Here is a 25,127-nt window from a genome sequence, read left to right as displayed (position 1 = left end):
TTTTTATAACAATTTAATTATATCACTAGAAATCTTTCTAAATCCAATACAAATTTCCTACATTTTTCTAACTTGTAAAATTTTAACACACGAATATAAGACCACATACTTTTTAGGAAAATAATTCATCCTCTAGACTTCTTTTGATTTCCTAATATTGAGTTTTATTTAAATAGCTTTAGTGTAACAATAACATTTGATAAATTGAATAACTTTTCTCAAGCCCTTACCTGATTCGCTCCCATTTTTCAATTTTATCCCCTCCATAGGTTACTCCATATGCTGATAATCCATTATTAGATACCTCCGTTTCACATAAGTATCCTATTAACAAACGGAGATCGGTATCATTTAATGTTGAAATATCTTGTGATGTAACTTCTAACATTTAAATCCCTACCTTTTAGATTAAATTAAATTTCTCCATAATTTTTCTAGCTCGATGCTCAACATCTTTTTTTCCATGCCTCAAAGTTAAAAAATTCATATTTTTAGCATTCATCTGCTCTTTATCCCAAGTCCCAAGTCTATCGATTAACCCATTAAAAACCTGATGATGGTAATAATGCTTATTTGACTGATTACTTATATAACAAATTAAAGTCGATAAAGCTCGATCTTCACGCTCGACTTCAATTACACTAACCTCTTTATTAGAAAACAAACTTACCTCTGCAATCACATATTCCTCTCCGTCACTCCATCGCCTAAATAAACGTACCGTTTTGTGTCAGATAACTCTTTCAAACTACCTTGAATTACATTTATAGAATGAACTTCTGGGCAATTCTCTAATACCTTTAGAAGCCCGAGAAAACGAATTTTTGAGCTTATGGAAATTGATAAAGATGCAGAGCTGGATTTCTTTAAAACTTGGTTTAGAGCAAAGTATGCGGAGACTATAAGAGAGCGCAAAAAGGATGCTGTGAATCAAGAGTTTGAAAAGATCGGTACTTCCTTCCACAAGTTCATTAGAGATGAAAAAGAACGAATAGGATTAAATAGTAGCCAGGATTTTTACACATTTATTATTGATGATTTTAATAAGTTTTCTAGGCACTATATTCAGCTTAGAAAAGCCGCTTTAAGTTTTGATGAAAAATATGAATATGTCTTTTACAATGCATACAATAATTTTACATTGCAATTCCCTTTAATAATAGCAGCTATTCAGATGATCAAAGTACTGTTGATAAGAAAATTAAACTAGTTTCAGGGTATATAGACAATTTTATAATAAGAAGAGCGGTTAATTTCCGTACACTTGGATATTCAGCAATTGTTTATACAATGTTTAACCTTATGAAAGAAATAAGAAATCTTACTTTAACTGAATTGGCAGCCCTCTTAAAGAAAAAAACTGATGAAATCAACAAGAGTGAACCACTCGATGGCGTTACTAAATTCCGATTACATCAGCAAAATAGACGTTACGTGCACTTCTTACTTGCTAGAATTACATATCACATTGAAAAAGAAAGCCATGTAGCGTCAAACTTTCAAACTTATATATCAAGAGAGATTAATAAGCCGTTTGAAATTGAACATCTTTGGGCAGATAAGTACGAGAGGCATCAGCTTGAATTTAGTTCACCTGAAGCCTTTGCAGAATACCGTAATCGTATTGGAGGCTTAATACTGTTGCCAAGAGGCTTTAATCAAAGTTTAGGAGTAAATGAATATAAAGACAAAGTTAAGCATTATTACGGTCAAAATTTGCTAGCTAAATCACTAAACGAACAATGCTATATAAATAATCCATCTTTTAATCAATATATTCAAAGAAGCCAACTACCATTTAAGGCTTTTCCAGATCAATTTACAAAACAAGACCTTGATGAGAGGCAAAATTTATACCAAGAAATATGCAATCAAATTTGGGGTATGGATAGGTATAAAATATCATAAAAATTGGGACCAGGTAGTTAAGTTATACTCACTGCCTGATTCTATTTAAACAAGAGAATAGGCTTTTAATCCACACTTTTAACAAAAGTCCTTTAGTTTATTACCGAAACTTCCTGTTCAATCAATCCTCTATACTTCTCAACGTATTCCTTTTTTAGCCCAGCTACTCGAATAAGTTCCCATTCTTTAATAAACGTTTTATTTTCCCTCAAGCGGCTAGCAACATATTTAATTCTCCTTATCTGGAACTGCTCTAATGATTCAACATTCTCGTTTAGAACCTTTTTAGTTTGGGGCATTTTGTCTATGTATTTATCGAGAGTAGAAAGCATGCCTATACGCCTACCAATTTCATTCTTCGTGACTCTTATTAGCTTGTTTGATTCAGCAAGGATTTCTTCTACAATAATTTCAATTTTCTTTGCTGTATCTTGATCACGTTTGATCCAATCAACTCTTTCATTATTATTAGAATTTTGTTTTTTTGAACTAGGATAATGATTATTTAGCCATTCCCTATCATTTCTATATAGCCATGTATATATTTTAGGATTTATAGAGCGAATTTCTGTAACGGATTGTTTACTATTATCTTGGACCAACTTTATCCATTGGTCCCTATATTCATCTCTTTTGCTAATTGTAGTCTTCTTAATGGTTTTACTTTCATTAGTGACAAGTTTATTTTTAACTGTCATAGGGTCTACCCCAAGTATTTCTGCCTTTTTTCTCAAAGATAAATCCATTGGATCTAATTCGAGCAACTTTTGCTCCCAAACTGGACCAAATTCCTTTATCCTACCAATCTTATAACAATCTTCGCTTTCCTTATCAGGCCCTTTTCTAGAAAATACAAAACCGCATGAGCAAGAAAAGGTTCCTACAGGTTGACCTGATTTATAATCCCTTGTAATTACACATGAATCTATTACTGGTGTTTGAAAGTGTTCTGCGACCTTGTTTAAGCAAAGCCAAGGCCCGCTGCCAAATGGTTCATATGTTATATTGTTGATGTTATTAACCAATGATGAAACTGTTTCATTTAAAAACCCCAGCAATAAGATATGTCTTAATGGATGGCAGCTTACTTTGGGCTTCCTTAACAACTTGTGTAACCATGTATCTTGATCATCTATATTTACAAAGCAATAAAGTTCCTTTAATAAATTATCTCCATAATATTGCGTTAGTCTTGAGATAAGTTCAATCCATCTAACTCTTCCCGAAGAGGTAGCTAAGCCCATTTGTTGTAATCTTGATACGTAAAATTTCTTTATATTATTTAGACCAAGTGGACTGATATTATTATTAAGTAAGAAATAGGTTTGCTCAGCAATATATTTAAGATGCTTGAATTCAAACTGGTCGTTAACCTTGAATCCTTTATTACAAACTTGTTCAAGCGAAATAAGTTCGTGTTTATTTTTTCTATTAGAATAAGAAACATCTGACTCAATAAGCACTACATGGTGCTTGGGACAAATCTTTACCCCTTCTATCTGATGAGTTCTATGCCAATAAACTTCTCCATTTATTGATCTATCCTCTTCTAAACAATTTGGGCAATACCTTAAAAAATCAGGACTTTTTATTGAACTCGGAGCTTTACCTAATTTCATATAAAGGGCTGTTCCGTCATCTTCTGTTATTATATTTTTTAATTCTTGAAATCTTTCTTTGGGGATAAATGGACTATAGTAGGGCAAAAGTGTATGATTACCAATTAAATAATCGGTTGAATAGCCATCAGAGGTCGGAAGCCTTTTACATAATTCATTAAGGCGAGAAGGAAATAACGTAGTTGCACAAACGTTGTTAGAACCAAATAATTCATCCATTGTAGTCTTATAATTTTCATTTCCACTATAATTGTGATATCTTGCTAGGATACTATATAAAAGTTCGTCTTCATAAACAAAAGGGAAGAATATCAATACTATCACTCCATTATTTTAGTATTAACATACTTCCCATTTATAATGATTTTATTACTTCTTAATAAGGAATCAATTATTTTGTTCCAAATTGTTGTTCATTTACCGCTATTTATTATTATTTGTTAGTGCACAATAGAGGGATATTGTTCACTAATCAGTACAGGAATTTGCCCAGTAATAAAAAAATGTCGGTCACTTTGAAAACCGACTTTTTTTATATTTGGGTTCACTAAATTAAAAGTAAACTTGATCAAAAAGTTTATTCATATAAATTTGTTAATACTTTATCTAATGACTCAATGGATCCTATAGCTTTATTTTTAAGTAATTCAAAGTTTTTAAGTTTTCCATGCATAATATCGTTTCTTATCTCAGTAATATTTTTCATATTGTCAATTAAATCCTTTATTTCTATCTTAGAAGTTAAATGCCCAGCTCTAATAAGCATTTTGGTTTTAGAAAAAATAGATCTAAAATTACCATTTGGATCTTTTCCATACTTTTCATTATTTGGTATTTTGTCAATAATATTACTTATATATGTTTCTAATGTAATAGCTGAATATATTATTGCTTTTTTAAAATCATAAGTTTTACAAGCATACTTTGCCTCTCCATAAAATGCTTCTGCTACATTTACCTCTCTATTTAATGAACTCCTAAAATTAGAATCATTTATTTGGGTTATATTACTTAAATTAGTTGTTATTATTGCATTTGCTAATAAAAAATTACTGTAAATATAATAAAATGATAAATGACTACAATCATAAACAGAGGGGCTTATTGCATGCCTCCCGTCAGTGGTTTCATTGTATCTAAATAGAATATATTCTAAAAAAGCTTGGTTAATATCGGTAGTAAAATCACTACCTTTTTCTTTTAACGTTGTATTAATCAGTTCCTTTTCCGAGTTGAAAGATTGGATAACCACTTGAATTATAGAATGGAATACTCCATATGTATAACTATCCGTATTTAAATTGTTTGGTTTAATTTTAAATGTAGACTCTCTTAGGGGAACTTTTTGATCGTCTCTAAAGAAACTTTGAATACGGAAAGCAACCTTTCTTTTTTTATTGTTTTCTGAGAGTATAAAGTTTTCATCTGCCTCAAAGGTATAAAATCCACTATTGATTAAAAGGTAATAGGGTAAAGCAAACTCAGTGAAAATTGTCATTTCAAAATTATTATCTTCTATAAAACTAGTGAAATCTTTGTCAAGACCAATGTGGGTGTGGCTCATATCTATACACCTCTTATATAGTTCATTTTTGACTAGTTTCCATTTTAGTTCCTCAAAGGTGCAGTCTGGGTTTGAAGTTTCCACTAACCTGACTTTAAAACAGAATTGGAACTGGCGCATCCGACACCTCTTGGTTACACAATTGCCCCTGTTTAGCATAAATAGCAATGCACTATATTCATATTTTCTTTTCAACTCTTATTATTGTTTTTCCTCAAAGCTAATTGGTAATTGATATAAGAAATGTAATTATCATCTTTACTATTTAAACAAAACATAAGTGCTTCGATAAAATCTAAATCTAAATTGGGGGTTCCTTCATAAAAGTAACGCCAAATTGTAAAAGTATCTTTATGTAAATTTAGAAGAATGAAAAAATCCTTCTCCGAGATTCGAGAAGTTACACTTAGAATTTCAGCCTTACAATTATACGCTTGAATGGTTCGCTCCATTATATCTTTACGAGTTTGTTGATTAAGTTGATTAAAGAGTTTATATAAATCATGACCACGTGGTGTTTTCCCTTTTTCAGAATGTAAGATATTCTTTAGTGCAAGTTCACAGGAAAATGCTGCTGTTGTTATAGCTGGTACAAAATATGCCGAAAAATAATCACTATAAAAATTGCAAACCTCTATATGTTTATCAATCAAACATTTATAAGATAAGAAATAAGCAATTGCAGTTGAGTGGATAATTTCCTTCATTTGATCCATAATCAACTCCTATTAATTACTGCCAAGTAACCTTTCTTCAATTAATATGGCTGTTAGTCTAAGTATATTATTTCATATACTTTAATTTTATTTTACCAAAATGGGAGGTGGATTTGAGATAAAATTACCAATTTGGCGGGATATATTTAATGTACAATAGCCCCATATTCCGCAACTAACATATTGATGAACTTTTGAGGACTATAGCACACTAATCAACCCGGTCATCTGACTGTATTAATAAACAATAAAATGTCAATCACCAATCTTAAAAATCGGCACTAACCCCAAGAAAGCCCACATTTAGTTGAAATCTATCTATATAAAAGTTGTAACCCTACTCCAACATCTTCTAAAGTAGCAACTGTTGAAAGAGCTATTTTAGAGCGTAAATCTGTACAATGACAAGCATGTATTGCAGTTAGTTGAAGTTTCTTTATATACTCAATGGTTTTATGTAATTGATTTTTTGTTGGGTTTAAAAGGTGAAACCCTCCAATTATATCAGCCACTTTGTCTTCCTGGCATACTTCTTTTGCGTATTCTATTATGTTACAAATTCCAGAGTGTGCACAGCCCACAATAATAACCAGACCTTCTGAAGATTTATAAACCATAGCTGTGTCATCTAATATATAATCATTAATTTTTCCTTGTTTTGTAACAACCTCTCCAATAGAATCTTGACCTTCAAAATCAAAAGTTCTTTTTATTTCTCCTAAAAAAACTAATCGATTGGTAATCCATAAGGGTTCTTTAGTTAAATGGACTGGAAAGTGCTGATTTAATTTTTCATGTGATACAATACTACCTATCTCACCGAAGGGATTCAATAATTTTGAGTTAAAAACCAGCGGATGTCCAATAATGGCGGGCGTATGATACTTAATTTTTTCATTCTTGGCTTCCATATAAAGTCTAATTAAATGCGTTAGACCCCAAGTGTGATCCACATGTCCATGTGATAAAACGACATAATCAAGTTCTCGTAAATCAATTCCCATTCTTTCTGCATTCTTTAAAAAAGCATCGGTGTATCCAGTATCAAAAAGTATATATTTACCATTATCCTCAATTAAAAAAGATAATGCTGGTTCCCCTAAAAAATATCGATCAATAAGAGTGTTATTATCTACTAAGACAGATAGTTTCATATAGTATCTACCTCTAATTTTTTGTTCATTACACCTAATCCCTTCCCATTATTAATTCGTTTTTATTCAAAGTTTTATTGGGCATCTAAAGAGTGAAATCACAGGGATTTATACTTAATTAAGCAGTAAACTTAGACAAGAGTATTATAAAAATACTTTTAATAGTTGTCAGAGCAACGCTTTTGACGTTCCCTCTATTCAATTAAAGCCCCCGTTACTTCAATAAGCACATACCTTATTCATTAAAGGTAACAATACAATTACTAAGGAAAGTTACAAAGAGGTGTATTGAAAAGAATGAAAAAGATGTTAATCGCTTTTATGATATCCCTTGTTCTTATTACTTATTTTCAAACAACATTCGTTTCTTCAGCTAAACCAGCTCAAGACTCTGAAGAGCTTAGGTTACAGGATATGCTTATGAACATGCTTACTCCTTATATTGAAAAAGACCTACGTGGCTATTATTATCCCAATGTTGTAAAGGATTTCTCACCTATTGTCGCTCCTTGGAAAATTCAAGTTATAGAAACAAAAAGAGTTAATAGCTTCCGTGGCTTTATATTGCAAATTACATTTGAAATTGAGCCTACCGATGGTGGACATTGGGTTCCAATAGGAAAAGACCGAATGACCTATGAAATTTCCTCTGGACCTAAAGTTAAGTTGGTAAATCACACGCACCTAAAGACGTATCAGTATCCACCAGAATAATTACATAAAAGAAATTGAATGCATTTTGACAACCTTCAGATATGCTGAAAAACATAATGGATACAATAATAAAGGTAAAACAATCAACGAGGTGTATTTTTATGAACTTCAAGCAATTAGTATTAAATATCATTTCTCTATCGATTTTATGGGGGTACGGTTTGTATTGTTTAATTGTCAAAAATGATGAAGTGATGATAATATTTTTACCTTTGTTCACATATTTGTGGTTTAGAAAAAAATAAATCCAAATTAATTACTTCCGTTGTTTCGTTATAGCACCCCATTAGCTTAATAAAGTAAAATTCATAGGTTAAAGTTATACAAAAATCATCAATTTAACAATGGATCCTAAAATCAGTATAACTTCCCCTTATTTAATAACTTCTCTTCCATTTCTTATAGGTGTAGACAATTTGCCATATAAAAATTACCCAAATAATAGACACCAAGATTGATTTTGGTATAAAAAATGCAAATAATTTTTCTGGAATAAAGTGAAATAAAATAACAAAAGGAGTCATCCATAATGTTCTAAAAAATTTTTCTTTATAGGTAAGTTCCCAATAAGGTTTAAATCTCAAAAATTTTACAACTCCTATTGAAATGTTGTTTGTAGGTTTATTCTTACCATATTTTCCACCATTATGTAATTAGGCTTATTCAACTATTCTGCTTCTATAGTTTAAGTGTACCTTTTCACATACTTTAAGTTCATTTTACCAAAACAGGAGGCTGGTTTGGAACTTAATTTCCAATTCAAAGAGATTTGTTTAGTGCACAATAGCCCGATATTGTTCACTAGTAAAGCTGATTATAGTCTTGTTAGTATTTGAAGAGCAAATTTATAATATAAGGTATATGAAAGAGCGGCCAGCATTTTTAGCAACCAACAAATTCGAATACTTATACTTTATCTAAACAGGTTATTTTCTTGGATGAAATTAAATTCAATATATTTCATTTAATAATTCTTCAATTTTTTTTCTGGTTTCTTCATCGCAATTACTATAGGGTTTATAAATTGTAATTATTTTATCAAATGTTATTTTCTTATAACCTCTTTTTTCTAAATTTTCTACTACTCTGGATAGGCCCCTTACAAGATAATCTTGATCTTTTTCAACATTTCGTTCGATTTCTGCAATACTCTCTGGAAACCTATCAGAAAATATAGAAATCCTAATTCTTTCTAATGGTTCTAGATGCTTAGTTATTGTTGTTTTATATATTTTATAAGGATATTCTAAATATAGTTTATCTGCCAACTTTTTAATTTTTTGTTTTAATTCTAAATCTAGTTTAGGATAATCTATTTCTGAAGGGGAACCATGTTTTCCTTTTTCGGGTAAATTAGCATCAAACCATTCCTTGTCATTTTCTTTTAACCAAAAATATGCTGAAGGAGCTTTCTCTATAATACCCTTTCTTTGTATTGAAGGGCTTTCCTTCATTATGTCTAATATAACATGCCGATACTTTTCTACTTTATTGTCATCTATTTGAATGGTGGTGGCTGATGTTTCTGAGTAGGCCTTTAATTGTTCAACAAAAGCCTGCTTATTATTTTCATCTAACATTCTGGATGTTCCAACTACTTCTTGTAAAAAATTTCTAATTGAACTATCAGCCAGACGTACCTTTTTAGCAATCTTATGTGGCGGTATTCCATCTAAATACAGTTCAATAATTTTTTCTTTCAATTGATTACCCCAACTTTTTATTCTAACATTCTCTTTCATTCCTTCTTTTGGTTTCCAGGTATTAATATATTCAAAACCACAATAGGGGCATGCAAATTCACTACTAATATGAGTTTTACCAAATATTTTAGAGACAACTTTTGAATCCCTTATTATTTTTTGATTATAGTGCTCACATATATAATTTAGACATCTCCATGGCCCATGCCCAAATGGCAAAGGATTACTCATTGGTTCATTAAATTCTATCATTTTATCAATTGACTTAAATAAAAACAAAATTAACAGTCCATAAAATGGAATATTATTTTGAACTTTATCCGGCTGAAATATTGCGTTTATATATGATTTCCTTGATATGTAATCAGGTAAAAGACCAATCCCGACTAATTCTTCAATAGAGAATTCTTCCAATAGAGAATGAACTAATTTTTGTTTAAATAGCATTCCCTTGTAATGAATAAATCCTTTATTCCATAGACCCATTAATATTTTTGAATAGATATAATCAAAATTAAGTGAACTATGACCATCTCTCATAATTTTAAACATAGATAATAGGTCTAGCTTTATTTTTCCTGAGTTATCTAAATCAATACTGTTTATTTGTTCATACAATTGGTGCTCATTTTTACAAAAAGGTAGACTAATTAATTCATCAGCATTGGGTTTACAAAGTGGAATATTGCAAATTAAACATTTATCAATCAGTTTTATCAAATGTTTTGGACAAAAGTCTAAAAACTCAATCTGATGGTCTCTATGTATGTAGCATTCTCCAAAATTTTTGATATCTTCTTTTATACATTGAGGACAATACCTTATAGATTTTGAAAAAAGATTTTGTGGCATAAAGCGTAATTTTAGTATATTATTATTACTTCCATTAATAATGGTATTTAACAAATTTAATCTTTTTTCTTTATCCATAAATGAAAAAATTAAACCATACCAAGTGTAGTTGTTAATAATATATTCTAAATCAAGATTATGTCCAAATGGTAATTTATCAAGCATTAAAGAAAGGTTTGTTGGAAACATTAAATTTCTATATGAATATTTACCGAATATATCACTAATGCTCTTATGAAACGTAGTATTTGCTGATCTAATATGATAACGATAAATTATACTTCTAAAATCCTCATCAGGATAAGGCTCCGGAAACATAAGCAATTTGGACAAGTTTACCTCTCCCTTTAATTACTGTATATAATTATTTACATACAAAACTTTAAAAAATCATTCCATTCTCTTACTATATTTACTTCTTCAAGCGCCTCTTCAGCTGAAATACCTTTTTTTAAACCCTCTTTTACAATATAACGGATGTCCTCTTCATCAAGAGGTGGTTTCATCTTTTTAGGCTTCTTTAATTTAGGCAATGAAATGGCTTGGTCATCCTTCAATTCCTGCTCATTTTTCTGTGATACTGGGTGGTTACTCTCTAATGCTAATTGTGCAACTTGTTTAAACATTACCTGTTTATCCCCCATTCCACCAGTGGCATTATAAACACTAATAGCTAAAGATTCAGCAAGCTCAGCATTGGGTACCAAGTTTAATACAAAGTTTGTAAGTTCCTCTAAAATAGTGTTCTTATCTTTTCTTTGTAATGAACGAGCATGGTCTTGGGCAAGTTTCCCATAAATCTTCATTCTAAATGAAGCTTGTTCAATATAATCATTAAAGGAAGCCCAATCTGGCTCGATATCCTCTATTTTTTTTAAATCTACATCTTCTCCTCTTCTTATTTTTTCTGAAATAGGTTTAAAAAGACGTAAACTTTTTGAAGCAACTTCATCAATGAGTGGTACAGTTATCCTTTCATCTCCTCCTACTAAAATGGCTTTCTGCTGAACATGCATATACAATTTAACTGCAATATCCGGAATACCTATTGAATGAAAGTACATTGTAGCTTTAAGTTCCTCCGTTAAAGGGGTGTATTTTGCAGTGTATTGTAGGTCCCATAAGCCATGAACGAATTGATTCCAGTCCCAACTATCCTCTAATAAAAAGCTGGTAATATTTTCATTATACGAAGCCGGAATACCACGACGTGAATTAGCTAAAGAATTCTTATAAATATACATTGCTTTAAAAGTTCCAATAATAATAGTTGGTATGCCAATAGTATTTACTAATTCTGTAATAAAGTTAATCAATGTTTCATCCCCACCAGAGTGGGCTCTATGTATATTTTGTATTTCATCAATTATCAGCAAACCTAAATTTATTTGAGCAGCTACTTTAACCATTCTTCCTTTTAAATTATCAGCTGTTCCACCCTTTTCACCATGTTTTTCATAATAATTACTGCCTAATATTTTGTCTACAGCCGCATAAAAATTCCTACAGAATGCACTCAAAGATTTTTGACTTGGACATTCAATATGTAACCAAACAACTTGAGTCATAAGCAATTTTCTATCCTTATATTCATGATGATGAATAACTTGCGGGAATAATTGCTTTAATATTCTTTCATAAATCTTGCTTTTTCCCATTCCACTTAATCCTATTTCTGATAAACTTTGTGCTGTTGGTATATTCCCAGCGATATTTGCTCCATTTTCATCCAAGCCATTTTCTAAAATTTTGTCCCAACCTATTGCAAACTGTCTGTTATAAACAGCGGTTAATGGATTTCGAGATTGATAACCGATTTTTATCATAGTATATAGCCCCCTATACTTGTCATAGTGGCTAGGAAAAGGCAGCCAAAAACTAGGTCTAATTTGCTGTGATAATTCAATTCGGTCCTCTACCTCCAATTCTAAAAATTCTGGTCTAAACATTGGTGCAGAAAAAAGTGCATCGGAAAATGCATCCGCCCCCAATCGGTTAGGGAGTGCTTCAATAAATGGATTACCTTGATTTTCGGGTACAATTTGTTCTTTATATTCTGCTAAACAATGTACTCCTTCTAATTCTTCATATCCCTCATTCCAAAGATTCATTATTTCTTCTCCTTGCTTTATTTTTTGTTTCAAACATTTTTTGAATATTACTTATTTCATTGTTGGTCAAAGGATGTTTAGTTGGAAACGATACTATTTCAGCCATTTGATTAGGCTCTTCATTCGAACCAGGCACATCTATTGCGGTAAATGCATTCTGACTTCCTATAGCTCTTCCATCTGATTTCTTTGTTTCCCTTTTATTTTTTTGCCGTTCATAAAAGCTCATTTCCTTTGTTGCGGATTTAGTCTCCTCCTTTGCGTCTTTAGCTAGTTTTCTAGAAAACGCATGCAATTCAGCTTTATGTTGCTTTTCTTCAATATTTTTTTTCTCTAGTTGTTCCTTTTTATATTTCATAATTGCTTTTACATCTTCAATGTGTAACCCTTCATATTCTTTATATTTGGCGGTTAGGTAACATTGAATTAGTTCCCCATTTTTTAATCGAACAAAGATACTACTAACGTTACGCGGATCAAAACATATTTCAATGTTCTCATGTCCGTCAATCTTTTTCTCTTCAAACCACCCTTGTTTTACGCCTACATCACTTGTATAGCACATTTGATTAGTTTCAATTCCTCTTCGAGTTACCTTTCCTTTTTCTCTCGGTAATAAATTATATAAGATTGCTTTTCTAGGCTCTTCGTGAAGAAGAATCTTTTTCTTACCCCAATTCCAAACTTCAATTGGGGATAACTCTACCTTATCTATGAACATTTCTTGAGTCACAAAATAGTCATTAGGTAACGCGCTTTTATTGTATGTCATAATTTGGATAATCATAAACTGAGTAAATTCATATAGTGTTAAAGCTGCATTACGTTCAGGGTCGCTATCTCCTCGTTTTTTGGGTTGGGATTGTTTTGCACCTGCAAGAGAAAGTAATTGCCTAATTTCTTCATTTGTCTTATTAAAATGTTGCTCCACGTATGGTTTTAAATCTCCGCGATAGGATGGAGCATTTTGAACATCAACTTTTAAATTAACTAAGTTCTCTGCCTTTTTACTTTTTAATTCAGCCCTATCACCAGCTAAAAATTGTGGTAAATGATGACACGGCCATTCTTCCTCGTCTATATCAAGTCCATATTTACTGCAAAATTCAGCTTTGTTTGTAGCGGCATTTTCCAATGCTACTGCCTCTTCAATATACGAAGGTGGGGATACCGTTACATGAAATCCAGCAATCATTCTGCTGAATACATCCTTTACTATGTAAAGAGTTGGTGGGCCAAGGATAGTCTTTCTGTCGATTGAAACTAAATGAATATCTGCAGGCGTGGAGTCAATTTCAAATAGATATCCAACACCTTTTACTCGATCTAAATCATTGCCTTGTAAAGCTCTAATATCCATTGTAGCTTTTCTTCGTCCATATCTTTTTTTATATCTTTCAGCTAAAGTATAATTTTTTCTATACCAATATAAAAATTGCCGTAGAGTTGGCTTTTCAGTTTCTTTCGATTGTATAGGCACCAAAACGCCATGTTTACGGTAAAAGCCCGAGTTATAGTACTTTTCACACATATGTTCATAGGTTGTTTCAAAATCCATTTTTTCCTTAACATGAAATTGCTCAATTGCCTTCTCAAAATGCTTTTTATCATTTTCAGTTATAATGTAATTATTCCCGTTCTTTGGCTTAGGGCCTGTTTTCTTTGTATATACTCTCTCTTGGCCGGGTGCTCCACAATCAAAATAGTTATTCAGTAATCCATTTTTTGTTTTTCCATAAAACCAGTACTTTCTAAGTAGTTCATAAATTACTTTTTTTGATTTTCCTGTTCTCTCTTTAATTTCACTTACCAACTTTCCACGATTTGCTGAAATATATATTTCAGGTTCTTTGCATACAATGTCTTTTATAATGTTCCAATTTGCATCCCTATTAGCTTTATATTTGTTTAAATAGACTTCATCTGGAGAGGTTAATCTCATATCCGGATCAAATTCAATTAACCTTGCATTCTCATCCATAATCTCAGTTATTACTTCTTCATATTTTCGAAAAAATGGGTATTTCATTTTCTTTTTATCCTTAATATCTACAACAACTAAATCTTCTCTATTAGGGGATATCCATAAAACTCTATGCAATGAGTCCAGGTTCATTTCATTATCAAAAATCTCAATTATGTTGTTTTCTACAATTAACAAAAAATCAACTCCATTCTAACTTACTATATTGAAATCACTCAATTGAGATTTCATTTCTACATTTGAAATTAAAAGAGGCTTTGACTCTTTTATTGGTATATTCATGTCTGTCACCCATCTTTTAGTAGCGAGCATATGCTTTAAAACAAACATACACGTCCCAGTCTCTATTCCAAATTCCTTATCAGACCGAAGACAGATTTTACTAATTGAGGATTCACCACCATCCTCCAAAATTTTTTTGTAAAAAGCATTACTTATTAAATCGACATATTCTTCATCAATACCTGGTCTTGTATCTAGATATCTCCCTTCATGCATCCATTCAACGTTTAAAATTAAATTTTTGGGTAACTTACTTTCAGTGACAGTACCCCAATCAATACCCTGTTCGGAAAAGAATCTTCTTTCAATTTCAAATAACTCCAAAGTTCTATTGCTTAATTTAGAGGATGGTTTAACTGTACGAACAATATCCATTAATCCCTTTGGCGTCTTAATAGTTATTACAAAATCCGTTGTCATTACAACATTCACCCCATCTAAGTGAGCATGTTGTATTCCAAGCTGTTCTGCAATCTCCTCTGTACGACTTATCGGGAGAAGTGGAAATTGTTCACGTATATCAACCACTTCTTCTAACCATTCGAGTGAATATAGAAAATGCCTTTCACCTTCTGAAAGGGTATGATGAATTCTATGCGTTTTCCATCCAAAATGCCTTGTTAACCAGCCTTCAGACGCTACTTTATTATCATGAGCTTGTATAAAAGGTTGATAATCTTTCCCTTCTCCAGCCCCCCTTCCATTCTTAATACGATTTTCTTGAATCTTTTTTACTCTTGAACCATTTACCACACTTTAGCCTCTCCTTACTCGTTAACTTCCTTTTGTATTTGTTTTGATATAAATACAAAAAGCACCAATTAACAAATCATTTAGTTAAAGGCATAATAAATAAGCATTAGTTTTAAGCTAATTTTGACTAATACTTATTTAATTGCTTTCCTAAAATGATTTTTTGTTAATTGGTGCTTAAAGTTATTTAAAACTTATAACTATTAGCTACCTAATTTTTTTGACACTAAACACCAGTTTCCCACGCTGGTGCATATTTATACATTTTTACCAAAACTTTCAATATTTATACTTCACACATAAATTTTACTGGTGAAACCTACAATTAAATATATAAAACACTCAGTAACATACTTTAATGTCTAGTTACATACATAATGGTCCAGTTACCGACATTAATGTCTAGTTACCAACATAAATGTCGTTGAACACATGTCCCATTATGCATTTACTTACTTATTCTACTGTTACCGATTTTGCCAAATTCCTTGGCTTATCAACATCGCAGCCGCGCTGTAATGATGCATAGTAAGCAATAAGCTGTAATGGTATAACTGAAATTAATGGTGTCATTAATTCATGGACTGCCGGGATGACGAAGCGGTCGCCAACTTGTTCTAGTCCTTTCATGCTGATGATGCATGAGTTGGCGCCGCGTGCGTCTACTTCCTTAACATTACCGCGGATTCCGAGGTTCACTGTTTCTTGGGTTGCGATCGCCACAACCGGTGTACCTTCTTCAATTAAAGCGATGGTTCCGTGCTTTAATTCACCGCCTGCAAATCCTTCTGCTTGGATGTAAGAAATCTCTTTTAATTTTAGGGCCCCTTCTAGGCCGACATAGAAGTCAATACCGCGTCCGATAAAGAAGCAATTTCGTGCTGTAGATAAATATTCACTTGCAATTTTATCCATCTCATCTTTTTGGTCACAAAGAATTTCCATTGCATTCGCAACGATGCTTAATTCTTGGATTGGATCAAAGTCTAACTCGATTCCTTTTGTACGAGCTGTATCAACCGCTAAGATTGCTAATACAGCCATTTGAGCTGTATAGGCTTTCGTTGAGGCAACAGCAATTTCTGGTCCTGCATGTAGGTGAAGCGTAAAATCAGCTTCACGTGATAATGTTGAACCAGGTACATTCGTAATGGTTAGAGTACGGTGTCCTAAAGCCTTAACTTTTACTAGTACAGCACGGCTATCTGCTGTTTCCCCGCTTTGGGAGATGAAAATGAACAATGGCTTTTCTGATAAAATCGGCATGTTATATGAGAATTCACTTGCTACATGCACTTCAACCGGAATCTTCGCTAATGTTTCAATAAACTGTTTTCCAACTAGACCGGCATGATAACTTGTGCCACAAGCAACAATATAGACGCGATCTGCTTCCTGCATCGCCTTACGGATTTTATCATCAAGCTTAAGTGCATTGTTTTCATCTTGGTATCTTTGGATTATTTTACGAATCACAAAGGGCTGCTCATCAATTTCTTTTAGCATAAAGTGTGAATATGTTCCTTTTTCAATATCACTTGCATCTAATTCGCAAGTGAACGGGTTACGATGAATCACTTCGCCATCAAGATTTTTAATAGTAATGGATTCCTTTGTTAATACAACCATTTCTTTATCCATTAGCTCGATGTATTGGTCCGTAACCTGAAGCATAGCCATTGCATCACTTGCCACAACGTTAAAGTTATCGCCTACGCCTACTAGTAATGGGCTTTTATTTTTAGCGACATAGATTCGTTCACTGTCTTGATTGTCTAAAAGTGCAATTGCATAAGATCCTTTAAGCTTTGTTAAAGTTTGACGGAAAGCTTCTTCAACAGTAATTCCTTTATTTACAAAAACCTCAATCATTTGAACAATAACTTCTGTATCTGTATCACTTTTGAACTCAACCTCACTAAGGTATTCGCGTTTTAATAGCTCATAATTTTCAATTACCCCGTTATGAACAAGTGTGAAACGACCTGACGCACTTTGGTGAGGATGTGCATTCATTCTATTTGGAACACCGTGAGTAGCCCAACGTGTATGACCAATTCCTGCTTTCGCTTCAATACTGACATCAACCGCATCACGAAGCTGTGCAATTCGGCCTTTTTCTTTGAAAAATTGAACACCATTCTCATTTAACACAGCAATACCTGCTGAATCATAGCCACGATATTCAAGTTTTTCCAATCCTTTTAATAAAATTTCCTTCGTATCTTCTTGACCAATATAACCTACGATACCGCACATATAAACTTCCTCCTTGCCGGGACAAGAAAGAGGGGCTTTCTTGCCCCGCTCGATTTTCATTAGTTGTTTACAAAATCATATTTGCCTTGGCAAATATGCGCCCAGATTTTATCGAGCCTGCTCGATAATTTCCACTTAAAATCTGAGGCATCCGCCGGAGGCTAAACTTCATTCAGCGTTTTTGGCTGAATGAAGTTGAAATCATACTTAACCGTTTGTGCAAAAAGTTGCCTCTTTGTTTTCGGATAAGCTTACGGCTGTGATTCAACCGGGAGGCATCCGCCGATATTCGATGAACCTCCACCTCGTCAACTACTCTATTTCGTTCAGAATAGTTCTGGCGCTTAAACTTACATTTAAAAAAACGGTCCTTCCTTTCTTTTTTGAATGAGGCAAATCATTTCAATGTTACAATAGACCAAAACAACCGTCAATTTATTTATTTTTCCAACCATTAGAAAGACACGACTTCCGCCCACAATGGAGGAAGTACCTAAAGGTATGACCTGAAGGCCCTCGATGTCCTTTCTTATACTGATATCCAACATAAAGTATACATTGTTATCAGTATATAAATAAAATATGCATAAGTGGGCATTGAGGCACCTTTTATGCATATTTTATATTGTGTTTATTCAGCTCCAAGTTCTTCTTGAACAACCGCCACTACTTTGTTTACGAAGTATTCACAAAGCTCTTCTGTTTCGGCTTCTGCCATTACGCGAATAAGGGGCTCCGTACCAGATGGACGTACGAGTAATCGGCCGTTCTCACCCATTTCCGCTTCAACTTCTTTAATGATATCTTGAATTTTTTGGTTAGATTCAATTAATGAACGATCTGTTACCTTTACATTAATTAATAGCTGTGGGTATTTAACCATTTCGCTGGCTAATTCAGATAGTTTTTTACGTGTAGCCTTCATGATATTAACAAGCTGGATCGCTGACAGCATCCCATCTCCGGTTGTGATGTAATCAAGGAAAATGATATGGCCTGATTGCTCGCCGCCTAAATTATACGTGTTCTTTCTCATTTCTTCCATTACATAACGATCACCGACAGCGGTTTGAATACTTTTAATACCATTCGCTTCAATTGCTTTGTAAAAACCTAGATTACTCATCACTGTTGAGACAACCGTTTGCTTATTTAAACTTCCTCTTTCATTGAGGTACTTCGCACATATATACATAATTTGGTCGCCATCAACAATGTCTCCATTTTCATCAATGGCAATCAAACGATCTCCATCACCATCAAAGGCAAGTCCAATATCAGCTTTTCTTTCTAAAACAAACTGTGCTAAGCTTTCCGGATGGGTTGAACCCACTCCTTCATTAATATTCAATCCATCTGGATTGACGCCCATTGTTGAAATATCGGCTTCTAAATCGGCAAAAAGATGCGGCGCCAATGATGAGGTAGCTCCGTTGGCACAGTCTAAGGCAACATGGAGGCCTGAGAAATCTTCATCAACCGTCTGCTTTAAAAATTGAAGGTATTTTTGTCCACCTTCAAAATAATCATTCACTTGTCCTAAATTTGCTCCTGTTGGTCTAGGAAGTTGATCTTCTTCCATATCTAACAGTTGTTCGATTTCATTTTCTTGTTCATCTGATAATTTAAAACCATCTGGTCCGAAGAACTTGATCCCATTATCTTGAACAGGATTATGCGATGCCGATATCATAACTCCCGCTTGAGCTCCCAACGCTTTCGTAAGGAAAGCCACGCCCGGTGTTGAGATCACACCTAATCTCATAACCTCTGCCCCGATCGATAGCAAGCCGGCTACGAGGGCTCCCTCTAACATATGACCGGAAATTCTTGTATCACGCCCAATAATCACCTTAGGTGTAGGCATATTTTTCGTTAAAATATATCCGCCAAAACGACCGATTCTAAATGCAAGTTCAGGTGTTAATTCACTATTTGCAACACCCCGAACACCATCGGTTCCGAAATATTTTCCCATTATATTTTCGCTCCTTTTTTTATATCAAATACCCTTGGCGCATGTCGCCCAAGTGGACTGGGCGACGCCATGGCTTCAACTTTAATTATTTAGTCATTTACAATATCTACAACTGCCTTTGAAGGATTTAGTTCCCAGCGAATGTCTTGCGGACCTGATACAACCTCAATATCAATTTCATATTCACCTTTTGAATAGCCACCTGCGTTTAATCTGACATCAAAGTCTTCTGGTCCAATACTATCAAGTAATTTTCTTGCACCAAAAACGGTCAAATTAACTAATCCATCTTCAGGGGCAATAAAAGAAATACCCTGTGTATTCGGAACACCATTAATCTTGATCGGTACATTCGTTAATGTCTTGCTTTCCTCATTCTCAACGTCAATTTTTATCGTCAAGACCTCCGGACTAACTTTGATCGCTCCTTCTGGAACAGGCACTTTTACCTCGAGTGTTTGGTCATTTTCAATATCAGATAGGTTGATCTCTATATTTTCAATCATTTTTATTTTATCAAGGTTTTCCTTTTTTCCATAAACAGTTACTTCCGTTGGCGTTACTTCAAACGATTGGATGCTTAGACCTTTTGGTAAGTTTCCTTTACGGTTGATTTTAAATGGTACCTTTTTTCCAGGTGGACTTATTGGTACCTTTACCTCAACAACTGCAGGTACAATTTCTAGTTTCAGTTCTTCACCATTATGATCAAATACCTTAAGCGGAACATCCATCTTTACAGTGTCAGTTGCTCCTGCAACATCAACATATCCTTCGACAAAGCCAATCTTTTGGACTTGTTCTAATGATCCCCTGATCGCAACACTATTTGGTACAGAAATTGGCTGATCTGCCGTATAGCCTTCCGGTAATTTGTCTTCATTGATAATTTGAACTTTTACCGACATGATTTGCTCCACTTTTTCTTGGATCGTAACATCAACAATTGAAGGTTCTATTTTTACAGTTACATTATCTGAAAAACCTCGATGGTTAATCCGCACTTTATGTGGTCCTGCCGATAAATTTTGTAGGTCTACATAAACCTCGTACTCCCCTTGTGCTTCAATCGTTTTTACAATACTACTACTGCCTTCGAGTTGTACATTTACTGTTTGTGGGAGTCCCGAAACGACGTATTTTTCCTGATTATAATAGACCTTAAGCGGGACATTGGAAAGTACTTCATTTGATCTGCTCACCTGCGGTAGACTCCCAATAGGTGCAGGGGCATTGCCAGATTCCATATTCACATTGGCCCATAACATTAACGATAAAAACAGTGCCAGAATTCGAATAAACCATGGACTATTTAACCATTGATCAATTTTCATTCTTCTTCCCCCTCCAATTCCAAAGTGATGAGGAAGTTGCTTTCATTGTCTTCATCGTTAATTCTTCTGTTAACATTTCTTTTAAAGTGTCCGCACTTAAATTGCGATACAATTCTCCGTTCTTCGTTAAAGAAATATTACCAGTCTCCTCTGAAACGATAATTGTAATACTATCCGTTACTTCACTTATTCCTAAAGCGGCGCGGTGGCGTGTCCCCAACTCTTTGGAAATAAAGGGACTTTCTGAAAGAGGCAAGTAGCACGCCGCTGCTTTAATTTCATTTTCCTTCACAATTACTGCACCATCATGTAATGGTGTATTTGGAATAAAAATATTGATTAAAAGCTCTGATGTTACTTTAGCATTTAACGGGATGCCTGTTTCAATGTAGTCACCCATACCCGTTTCACGCTCAATTGACAACAACGCCCCAATACGACGCTTTGCCATATATGTAATCGACTTAACCATCTCTTCTATAGTTTTAGCAATCATTTCTTCCTCAGGAACTGCACTTCTTGAGAATAGCCGGCCACGACCTAGTTGTTCTAGCGCTCTTCTCAGTTCTGGCTGAAAGATAATAATAATTGCCAAGAATCCCCACGTTATCGCTTTATCCATTAACCATTGCATCGTAGTCAATCCAAAAAAACTACTTAAAAACCAAACTGCAAGGATTACTAAAATGCCTTTTAGTAATTGGACTGCCTTTGTCCCACGGATTAGCATGATTAATTTATAGATAACAAAGGCAACAAGAAAAACATCGATGGCTTCTCCGATGTAATCTAGAATTGGAAAGTTTCCAATAGGCATTTTCACACTTCCTCTTTTATAAAATCAAATGCGCGTTGGCGTATTTGCACCCAGATTTTTTTAGACCCACAGGATGTGGCGTTCTTAGTCTTTGATCTGCTCGAAAAACTACCTTTGAAAATCTGAGGCATCCGCCGGAGGCTTACTTAATTCAGCTTTGCTGAATTAAGTTCAGTAATGCCAATAACGAACTTATTATAACACATTTTGTATATGGTTACCTTTTTGAATGAAGTTAAAAAAGCTATCTTATTTAAAAGATAGCTAAATTTCCTCTATTTTAAACTTAAACCCAGCTGTTATTTTTAAAAAAGATGGCTGAAAAAGTCTTTAATATTGTACCACATCCACCCAAAGAACTGGTCGATCTCTTCAATATTACCCGTTACTTTACCAGCAGAGGCTAGATATTTATCACCATTTATAACAACGACATCCCCTTGGACTTCGCCTTCAATTTTTAAATCACCATTTCTTACAAATACATCTCCTTCGACAACCTCCCCTTCCGGAACAATTACAGTGTTGCCTTGGACTTGGAGGTTGGATTGCTTGGAAACAGATAGTTGTGTATCGCTATTCCAGGTTGAAAATACGCTTCCGGTCATTAAAATAACGAATACAGCCGCTGCTACAAGCATTGGATGGTCTTTAAACCATCTTCCATAGGTTACAGTTGTTTTTTCTTTTGGTAGTCTTGCCATCACATTGGCGGTAAAATGTAAAGGAGCCTGAATATATGTTGTGCTTTGAACTAATGCAAGTGCTTTTTTTAGTTCCTGAAAATGGCTGTGGCAGCTTGTGCATTCTTGTAAATGTTTTCTTAATTGTTTTTCCTCTTCTGTTGCAATTTCTTCATCTAAGTATTTATGCATTAACTCAACATAGGTTTGTGCACATTTCATTTTTCTCACCCCTTTAAACATTACGTAATCTTTTTCTTAATGTTTCCCTTCCCCTATGTATACGAGTTTTTACGGTCCCTAATGGTAAATCGAGGATATCCCCAATTTCTTTTAAGGATAGTTCCTCAATATATTTCAGTACAATAACAGAACGGTACATAACTGGAAGTTCGTTGATCTCTTGTTGAATCCATTCTTGAAATTCAAGGCTTTCTACCATCTCATCTGGCTGAAGCTCATCGGATGGAATTTGGGAATACATCGTAAATCCCTCTGTCCCTTCAATTTCCGCATCTAAGAAGTAGTCCGGCTTTCTCTTTCGTAACCGGTCAATTGAAAGATTCGTCGCAATCCGATATAACCAAGTAGAAAATTTCCTATTTGTATCATAGCTGTTGATATTAACATAGGCCCTTATAAAAGCTTCCTGTGCGATATCTTCCGCATCATGAGCATTCCCGACCATTCGATAGCAAAGTTGATATACTTTGTCCTTGAACAGCTCAACGATCTCCGCAAAGGCACTTTGGTCGCCTTTTTTGACTTGTTTTATTCTCTTTTTTATTAAAGTATCCATTTTACCTTTTCCCTCCGCAACTTGCGGTTATTATTAATACGGTTAACCAGGCAGATAAGTTTCATTTTTATAATAACATTTTTCATTTCCTTAATTTGTTAAAATTTACCCCTAACTAGTATAACAAATATTGTTTCAGATGTTTGAAAATTTATAAAAAAGGATATTCATATATGTAATACAATATTTATTTTGGAAAGGAAGTGAAGGCGTGAAGATTAATAACAGCAAGGAGGAAGTATTATTAAAAAGAATCGAGGATACTAGGCAAAAAATGATAAAAACCAGTACCCTCTTTCCTCTCCATTCATATGAAGTAGTTACGATCAGTGTAAAATTGGACAACCTTCTAAATGAATGGGAAACATTATATGGAAAAAATGAAAAACGGAACTTTTAGTTTGATTGTTTGATTTACTTAAGTTTTTCTCCAAATAAAGAACCCATTAATGCTACTGCCAATGATGCAGTCTTATTTTTCTCATCTAATATAGGATTCACTTCAACAAATTCAGCTGAAGTAATAATATTCGCCTCAGCAAGCATTTCCATAGCTAAATGACTTTCTCTATAGCTTAATCCACCAATCACAGGCGTACCAACACCCGGCGCATCACTTGGATCTAATCCATCAAGATCGAGGCTCAAATGCACACCATCTGTTTTAGCAGATAAGTAGCTAATAGTTTCTTCTATTACGGCTGTCATGCCCATTCGATCAACTTCATGCATCGTATAAACGCGGATACCTTTTTCGCGAATAAGCTTCCTCTCGCCATCATCGAGTGAACGAGCACCAATGATAACAATATTTTCAGGCTTCACCTTTGGATTGTAACCGGCAATATTAATTAAATCAGGATGGCCAAGTCCAAGACATACCGCCAACGGCATTCCATGAATGTTCCCAGAAGGAGACGTTTCAGCTGTATTTAAATCACCATGAGCATCATACCAAATTACACCTAAGCTTTCATAATGCTTGGAAATTCCGGCAATGGAACCGATTGCAATACTATGGTCACCACCTAATACTAGAGGAAAACGATTGGCTTTAATCGTTTCATCTACTTTGGCAGCCAGCCTTTCACTAGCATCGGCCACTTCCTTTAAATTCTTTAAATTCGTGTCTGCTGCGATTTCTCTTCTTGGTGGCCGTTTTATTTCTATATCACCAAGATCTTCAATATCATACTGTAATGCTTCTAAGCGCTCAACCACTCCAGCATAACGAATAGCGCTTGGTCCCATGTCAACTCCACGCCTTGTTTGTCCAAGGTCAACTGGTACACCGATTATTGAAATATTTTTGTTCATTATTACTCCCCCCATACTGCTATTTATTATTATATTAACCATTATTAGGGGGATGACTCAACTTGACATAATTTTGAATATATATGCAGGGGGGGCTGGGAGTTGAGACGAGAAGCCTGGTGTTAGGCGTTAAATATAGTTATCGAGTTAGGGGGTTAGGGCTGGCTCTCGTTCTGTGTTTAGTGAGCGGATGCTGTTTATTTCCCTTAATATGGAAGCTAAGCGGAGCTTTAGTGACTGAGATTAACTTTCTTCTTCGCTTTGGGGCTCTATATCGTTCTTTAGTGACCGCCTCCATGCTTTTTGCACGCATTTGGGTAACTATAAGCAATTTTGCTTTACTTATGCAACGCCTTTACACCCACTTCGGGAACGTTAAACAATCTTGCGTTCCGGGACATTACTTGGACAAGCGATTTGGGCACGTTCATCGCCTGAACCTTCCTATCACTCTGCTTCAGCATATATTTTTGGCAAGATAATAGAATCATACCTGATCTGTTCCGTACAAAATTAAAAAACACTTAGAACTTATTGTTCTAAGCGTGATTGTATGTAGGTTGGTGGAGACTAGCGGGAT

At 34.1% G+C, this 25,127-nt stretch carries 21 protein-coding genes; 4 read left to right on the top strand and 17 right to left on the bottom strand.

What is annotated here, in order from left to right; all coding sequences use genetic code 11:
* Positions 1–226: 226 nt before the first annotated feature.
* Positions 227–388: a hypothetical protein gene (locus BAZO_RS22155; protein WP_003329389.1), complete on the bottom strand. Its 162-nt coding sequence runs from the start codon at positions 386–388 to the stop codon at positions 227–229.
* A 15-nt stretch (positions 389–403) separates the two neighbouring features.
* Positions 404–682 (bottom strand): Tn7-like element transposition protein TnsE, encoded by a 279-nt coding sequence (locus tag BAZO_RS01330; RefSeq protein ID WP_003329388.1) that lies wholly within the window; start codon positions 680–682, stop codon positions 404–406.
* Positions 683–832: 150 nt separating this feature from the next.
* Here BAZO_RS01330 and BAZO_RS21040 point away from each other — a divergent pair, with 150 nt between their 5' ends.
* Both BAZO_RS21040 and BAZO_RS21035 read left to right on the top strand, forming a co-directional pair.
* Positions 833–1,210, top strand: coding sequence for a hypothetical protein (locus BAZO_RS21040; protein ID WP_051015730.1), 378 nt, complete (start codon positions 833–835; stop codon positions 1,208–1,210).
* 92 nt (positions 1,211–1,302) lie between these two features.
* Positions 1,303–1,908 (top strand): GmrSD restriction endonuclease domain-containing protein, encoded by a 606-nt coding sequence (locus BAZO_RS21035; RefSeq protein WP_157382034.1) that lies wholly within the window; start codon positions 1,303–1,305, stop codon positions 1,906–1,908.
* Positions 1,909–2,000: 92 nt separating this feature from the next.
* On the opposite strand, the gene BAZO_RS01320 is transcribed toward BAZO_RS21035, so the two are convergent.
* The 4 genes from BAZO_RS01320 to BAZO_RS01305 form a co-directional block, all read right to left on the bottom strand.
* Entirely contained in the window at positions 2,001–3,842 is a 1,842-nt protein-coding gene (locus BAZO_RS01320; protein ID WP_003329387.1) for a TnsD family Tn7-like transposition protein, read from the bottom strand.
* 262 nt (positions 3,843–4,104) lie between these two features.
* Positions 4,105–5,211, bottom strand: a complete 1,107-nt coding sequence (locus BAZO_RS01315) for a hypothetical protein (protein WP_003329386.1) — start codon at positions 5,209–5,211, stop codon at positions 4,105–4,107.
* Between the two features lie 71 nt (positions 5,212–5,282).
* Positions 5,283–5,807: a HEPN domain-containing protein gene (locus BAZO_RS01310; protein WP_003329385.1), complete on the bottom strand. Its 525-nt coding sequence runs from the start codon at positions 5,805–5,807 to the stop codon at positions 5,283–5,285.
* Between the two features lie 314 nt (positions 5,808–6,121).
* On the bottom strand, positions 6,122–6,961 hold the full coding sequence (locus BAZO_RS01305) for an MBL fold metallo-hydrolase (RefSeq protein WP_003329384.1): 840 nt from the start codon (positions 6,959–6,961) through the stop codon (positions 6,122–6,124).
* Positions 6,962–7,258: 297 nt separating this feature from the next.
* On the opposite strand from BAZO_RS01305, the gene BAZO_RS01300 reads away from it, so the two are divergent.
* Positions 7,259–7,675 (top strand): DUF3888 domain-containing protein, encoded by a 417-nt coding sequence (locus BAZO_RS01300; protein WP_003329383.1) that lies wholly within the window; start codon positions 7,259–7,261, stop codon positions 7,673–7,675.
* 950 nt (positions 7,676–8,625) lie between these two features.
* Here BAZO_RS01300 and BAZO_RS01290 read toward each other — a convergent pair.
* From BAZO_RS01290 to sigW, 10 genes are all read right to left on the bottom strand, one after another.
* Positions 8,626–10,563: a TnsD family Tn7-like transposition protein gene (locus BAZO_RS01290; protein WP_003329380.1), complete on the bottom strand. Its 1,938-nt coding sequence runs from the start codon at positions 10,561–10,563 to the stop codon at positions 8,626–8,628.
* A 35-nt stretch (positions 10,564–10,598) separates the two neighbouring features.
* Positions 10,599–12,374, bottom strand: a complete 1,776-nt coding sequence (locus BAZO_RS01285) for an ATP-binding protein (RefSeq protein ID WP_235786683.1) — start codon at positions 12,372–12,374, stop codon at positions 10,599–10,601.
* Positions 12,325–14,502: a Mu transposase C-terminal domain-containing protein gene (locus BAZO_RS01280; RefSeq protein ID WP_003329378.1), complete on the bottom strand. Its 2,178-nt coding sequence runs from the start codon at positions 14,500–14,502 to the stop codon at positions 12,325–12,327. The genes BAZO_RS01285 and BAZO_RS01280 overlap by 50 nt, the downstream gene beginning before the upstream one ends.
* Positions 14,503–14,517: 15 nt before the next feature.
* A complete protein-coding gene (locus tag BAZO_RS01275; RefSeq protein ID WP_003329377.1) occupies positions 14,518–15,360 on the bottom strand; it encodes a heteromeric transposase endonuclease subunit TnsA in 843 nt (280 codons plus the stop codon).
* 456 nt (positions 15,361–15,816) lie between these two features.
* A complete protein-coding gene (glmS, locus tag BAZO_RS01270) occupies positions 15,817–17,619 on the bottom strand; it encodes a glutamine--fructose-6-phosphate transaminase (isomerizing) (RefSeq protein ID WP_003329376.1) in 1,803 nt (600 codons plus the stop codon).
* Between the two features lie 631 nt (positions 17,620–18,250).
* Complete coding sequence (glmM, locus tag BAZO_RS01265; RefSeq protein WP_003329375.1) at positions 18,251–19,597, bottom strand: phosphoglucosamine mutase; 1,347 nt, start codon at positions 19,595–19,597, stop codon at positions 18,251–18,253.
* Positions 19,598–19,686: 89 nt separating this feature from the next.
* Complete coding sequence (locus BAZO_RS01260) at positions 19,687–20,931, bottom strand: CdaR family protein (RefSeq protein WP_003329373.1); 1,245 nt, start codon at positions 20,929–20,931, stop codon at positions 19,687–19,689.
* Positions 20,921–21,748 carry a diadenylate cyclase CdaA gene (cdaA, locus tag BAZO_RS01255; RefSeq protein ID WP_003329372.1) on the bottom strand — a complete coding sequence of 276 codons (828 nt, stop codon included), beginning with the start codon at positions 21,746–21,748 and terminating at the stop codon, positions 20,921–20,923. Before cdaA ends, BAZO_RS01260 begins: the two co-directional genes overlap by 11 nt.
* Before the next feature lie 305 nt (positions 21,749–22,053).
* A complete protein-coding gene (locus BAZO_RS01250; protein ID WP_003329371.1) occupies positions 22,054–22,653 on the bottom strand; it encodes an anti-sigma factor family protein in 600 nt (199 codons plus the stop codon).
* 13 nt (positions 22,654–22,666) lie between these two features.
* On the bottom strand, positions 22,667–23,230 hold the full coding sequence (gene sigW, locus BAZO_RS01245) for an RNA polymerase sigma factor SigW (protein ID WP_003329370.1): 564 nt from the start codon (positions 23,228–23,230) through the stop codon (positions 22,667–22,669).
* 211 nt (positions 23,231–23,441) lie between these two features.
* Between sigW and BAZO_RS01240 the strand changes: the two genes are divergently transcribed.
* Positions 23,442–23,630, top strand: a complete 189-nt coding sequence (locus tag BAZO_RS01240; RefSeq protein WP_003329369.1) for an aspartyl-phosphate phosphatase Spo0E family protein — start codon at positions 23,442–23,444, stop codon at positions 23,628–23,630.
* Between the two features lie 14 nt (positions 23,631–23,644).
* Here the strand turns inward: BAZO_RS01240 and rocF are convergent, their stop codons facing one another.
* Positions 23,645–24,547 (bottom strand): arginase, encoded by a 903-nt coding sequence (gene rocF, locus BAZO_RS01235; RefSeq protein ID WP_003329368.1) that lies wholly within the window; start codon positions 24,545–24,547, stop codon positions 23,645–23,647.
* Positions 24,548–25,127: the final 580 nt, after the last annotated feature.

The sequence above is a fragment of the Schinkia azotoformans LMG 9581 genome (genome assembly GCF_000307855.1).
In the GTDB taxonomy this organism is placed as follows: Bacteria; Bacillota; Bacilli; order Bacillales; family Bacillaceae_J; genus Schinkia; species Schinkia azotoformans.
The sequence above is the reverse complement of the archived record's forward strand: the minus strand, read 5'-3'. Positions and strand labels throughout refer to the sequence as shown.

Excerpts from the sequence above, each read along its gene's own strand:
- BAZO_RS22155 (WP_003329389.1), bottom strand. The coding sequence starts at position 388 with ATGTTAGAAGTTACATCACAAGATATTTCAACATTAAATGATACCGAT.
- BAZO_RS21040 (WP_051015730.1), top strand. The coding sequence starts at position 833 with ATGGAAATTGATAAAGATGCAGAGCTGGATTTCTTTAAAACTTGGTTT.
- sigW (WP_003329370.1), bottom strand. The coding sequence starts at position 23,230 with ATGGATACTTTAATAAAAAAGAGAATAAAACAAGTCAAAAAAGGCGAC.
- glmM (WP_003329375.1), bottom strand. The coding sequence starts at position 19,597 with ATGGGAAAATATTTCGGAACCGATGGTGTTCGGGGTGTTGCAAATAGT.
- cdaA (WP_003329372.1), bottom strand. The coding sequence starts at position 21,748 with ATGCCTATTGGAAACTTTCCAATTCTAGATTACATCGGAGAAGCCATC.
- BAZO_RS01310 (WP_003329385.1), bottom strand. The coding sequence starts at position 5,807 with ATGGATCAAATGAAGGAAATTATCCACTCAACTGCAATTGCTTATTTC.
- BAZO_RS01260 (WP_003329373.1), bottom strand. The coding sequence starts at position 20,931 with ATGAAAATTGATCAATGGTTAAATAGTCCATGGTTTATTCGAATTCTG.
- glmS (WP_003329376.1), bottom strand. The coding sequence starts at position 17,619 with ATGTGCGGTATCGTAGGTTATATTGGTCAAGAAGATACGAAGGAAATT.
- BAZO_RS01305 (WP_003329384.1), bottom strand. The coding sequence starts at position 6,961 with ATGAAACTATCTGTCTTAGTAGATAATAACACTCTTATTGATCGATAT.
- BAZO_RS21035 (WP_157382034.1), top strand. The coding sequence starts at position 1,303 with ATGAAAGAAATAAGAAATCTTACTTTAACTGAATTGGCAGCCCTCTTA.
- BAZO_RS01250 (WP_003329371.1), bottom strand. The coding sequence starts at position 22,653 with ATGAAATGTGCACAAACCTATGTTGAGTTAATGCATAAATACTTAGAT.
- BAZO_RS01300 (WP_003329383.1), top strand. The coding sequence starts at position 7,259 with ATGAAAAAGATGTTAATCGCTTTTATGATATCCCTTGTTCTTATTACT.
- BAZO_RS01315 (WP_003329386.1), bottom strand. The coding sequence starts at position 5,211 with ATGCGCCAGTTCCAATTCTGTTTTAAAGTCAGGTTAGTGGAAACTTCA.
- rocF (WP_003329368.1), bottom strand. The coding sequence starts at position 24,547 with ATGAACAAAAATATTTCAATAATCGGTGTACCAGTTGACCTTGGACAA.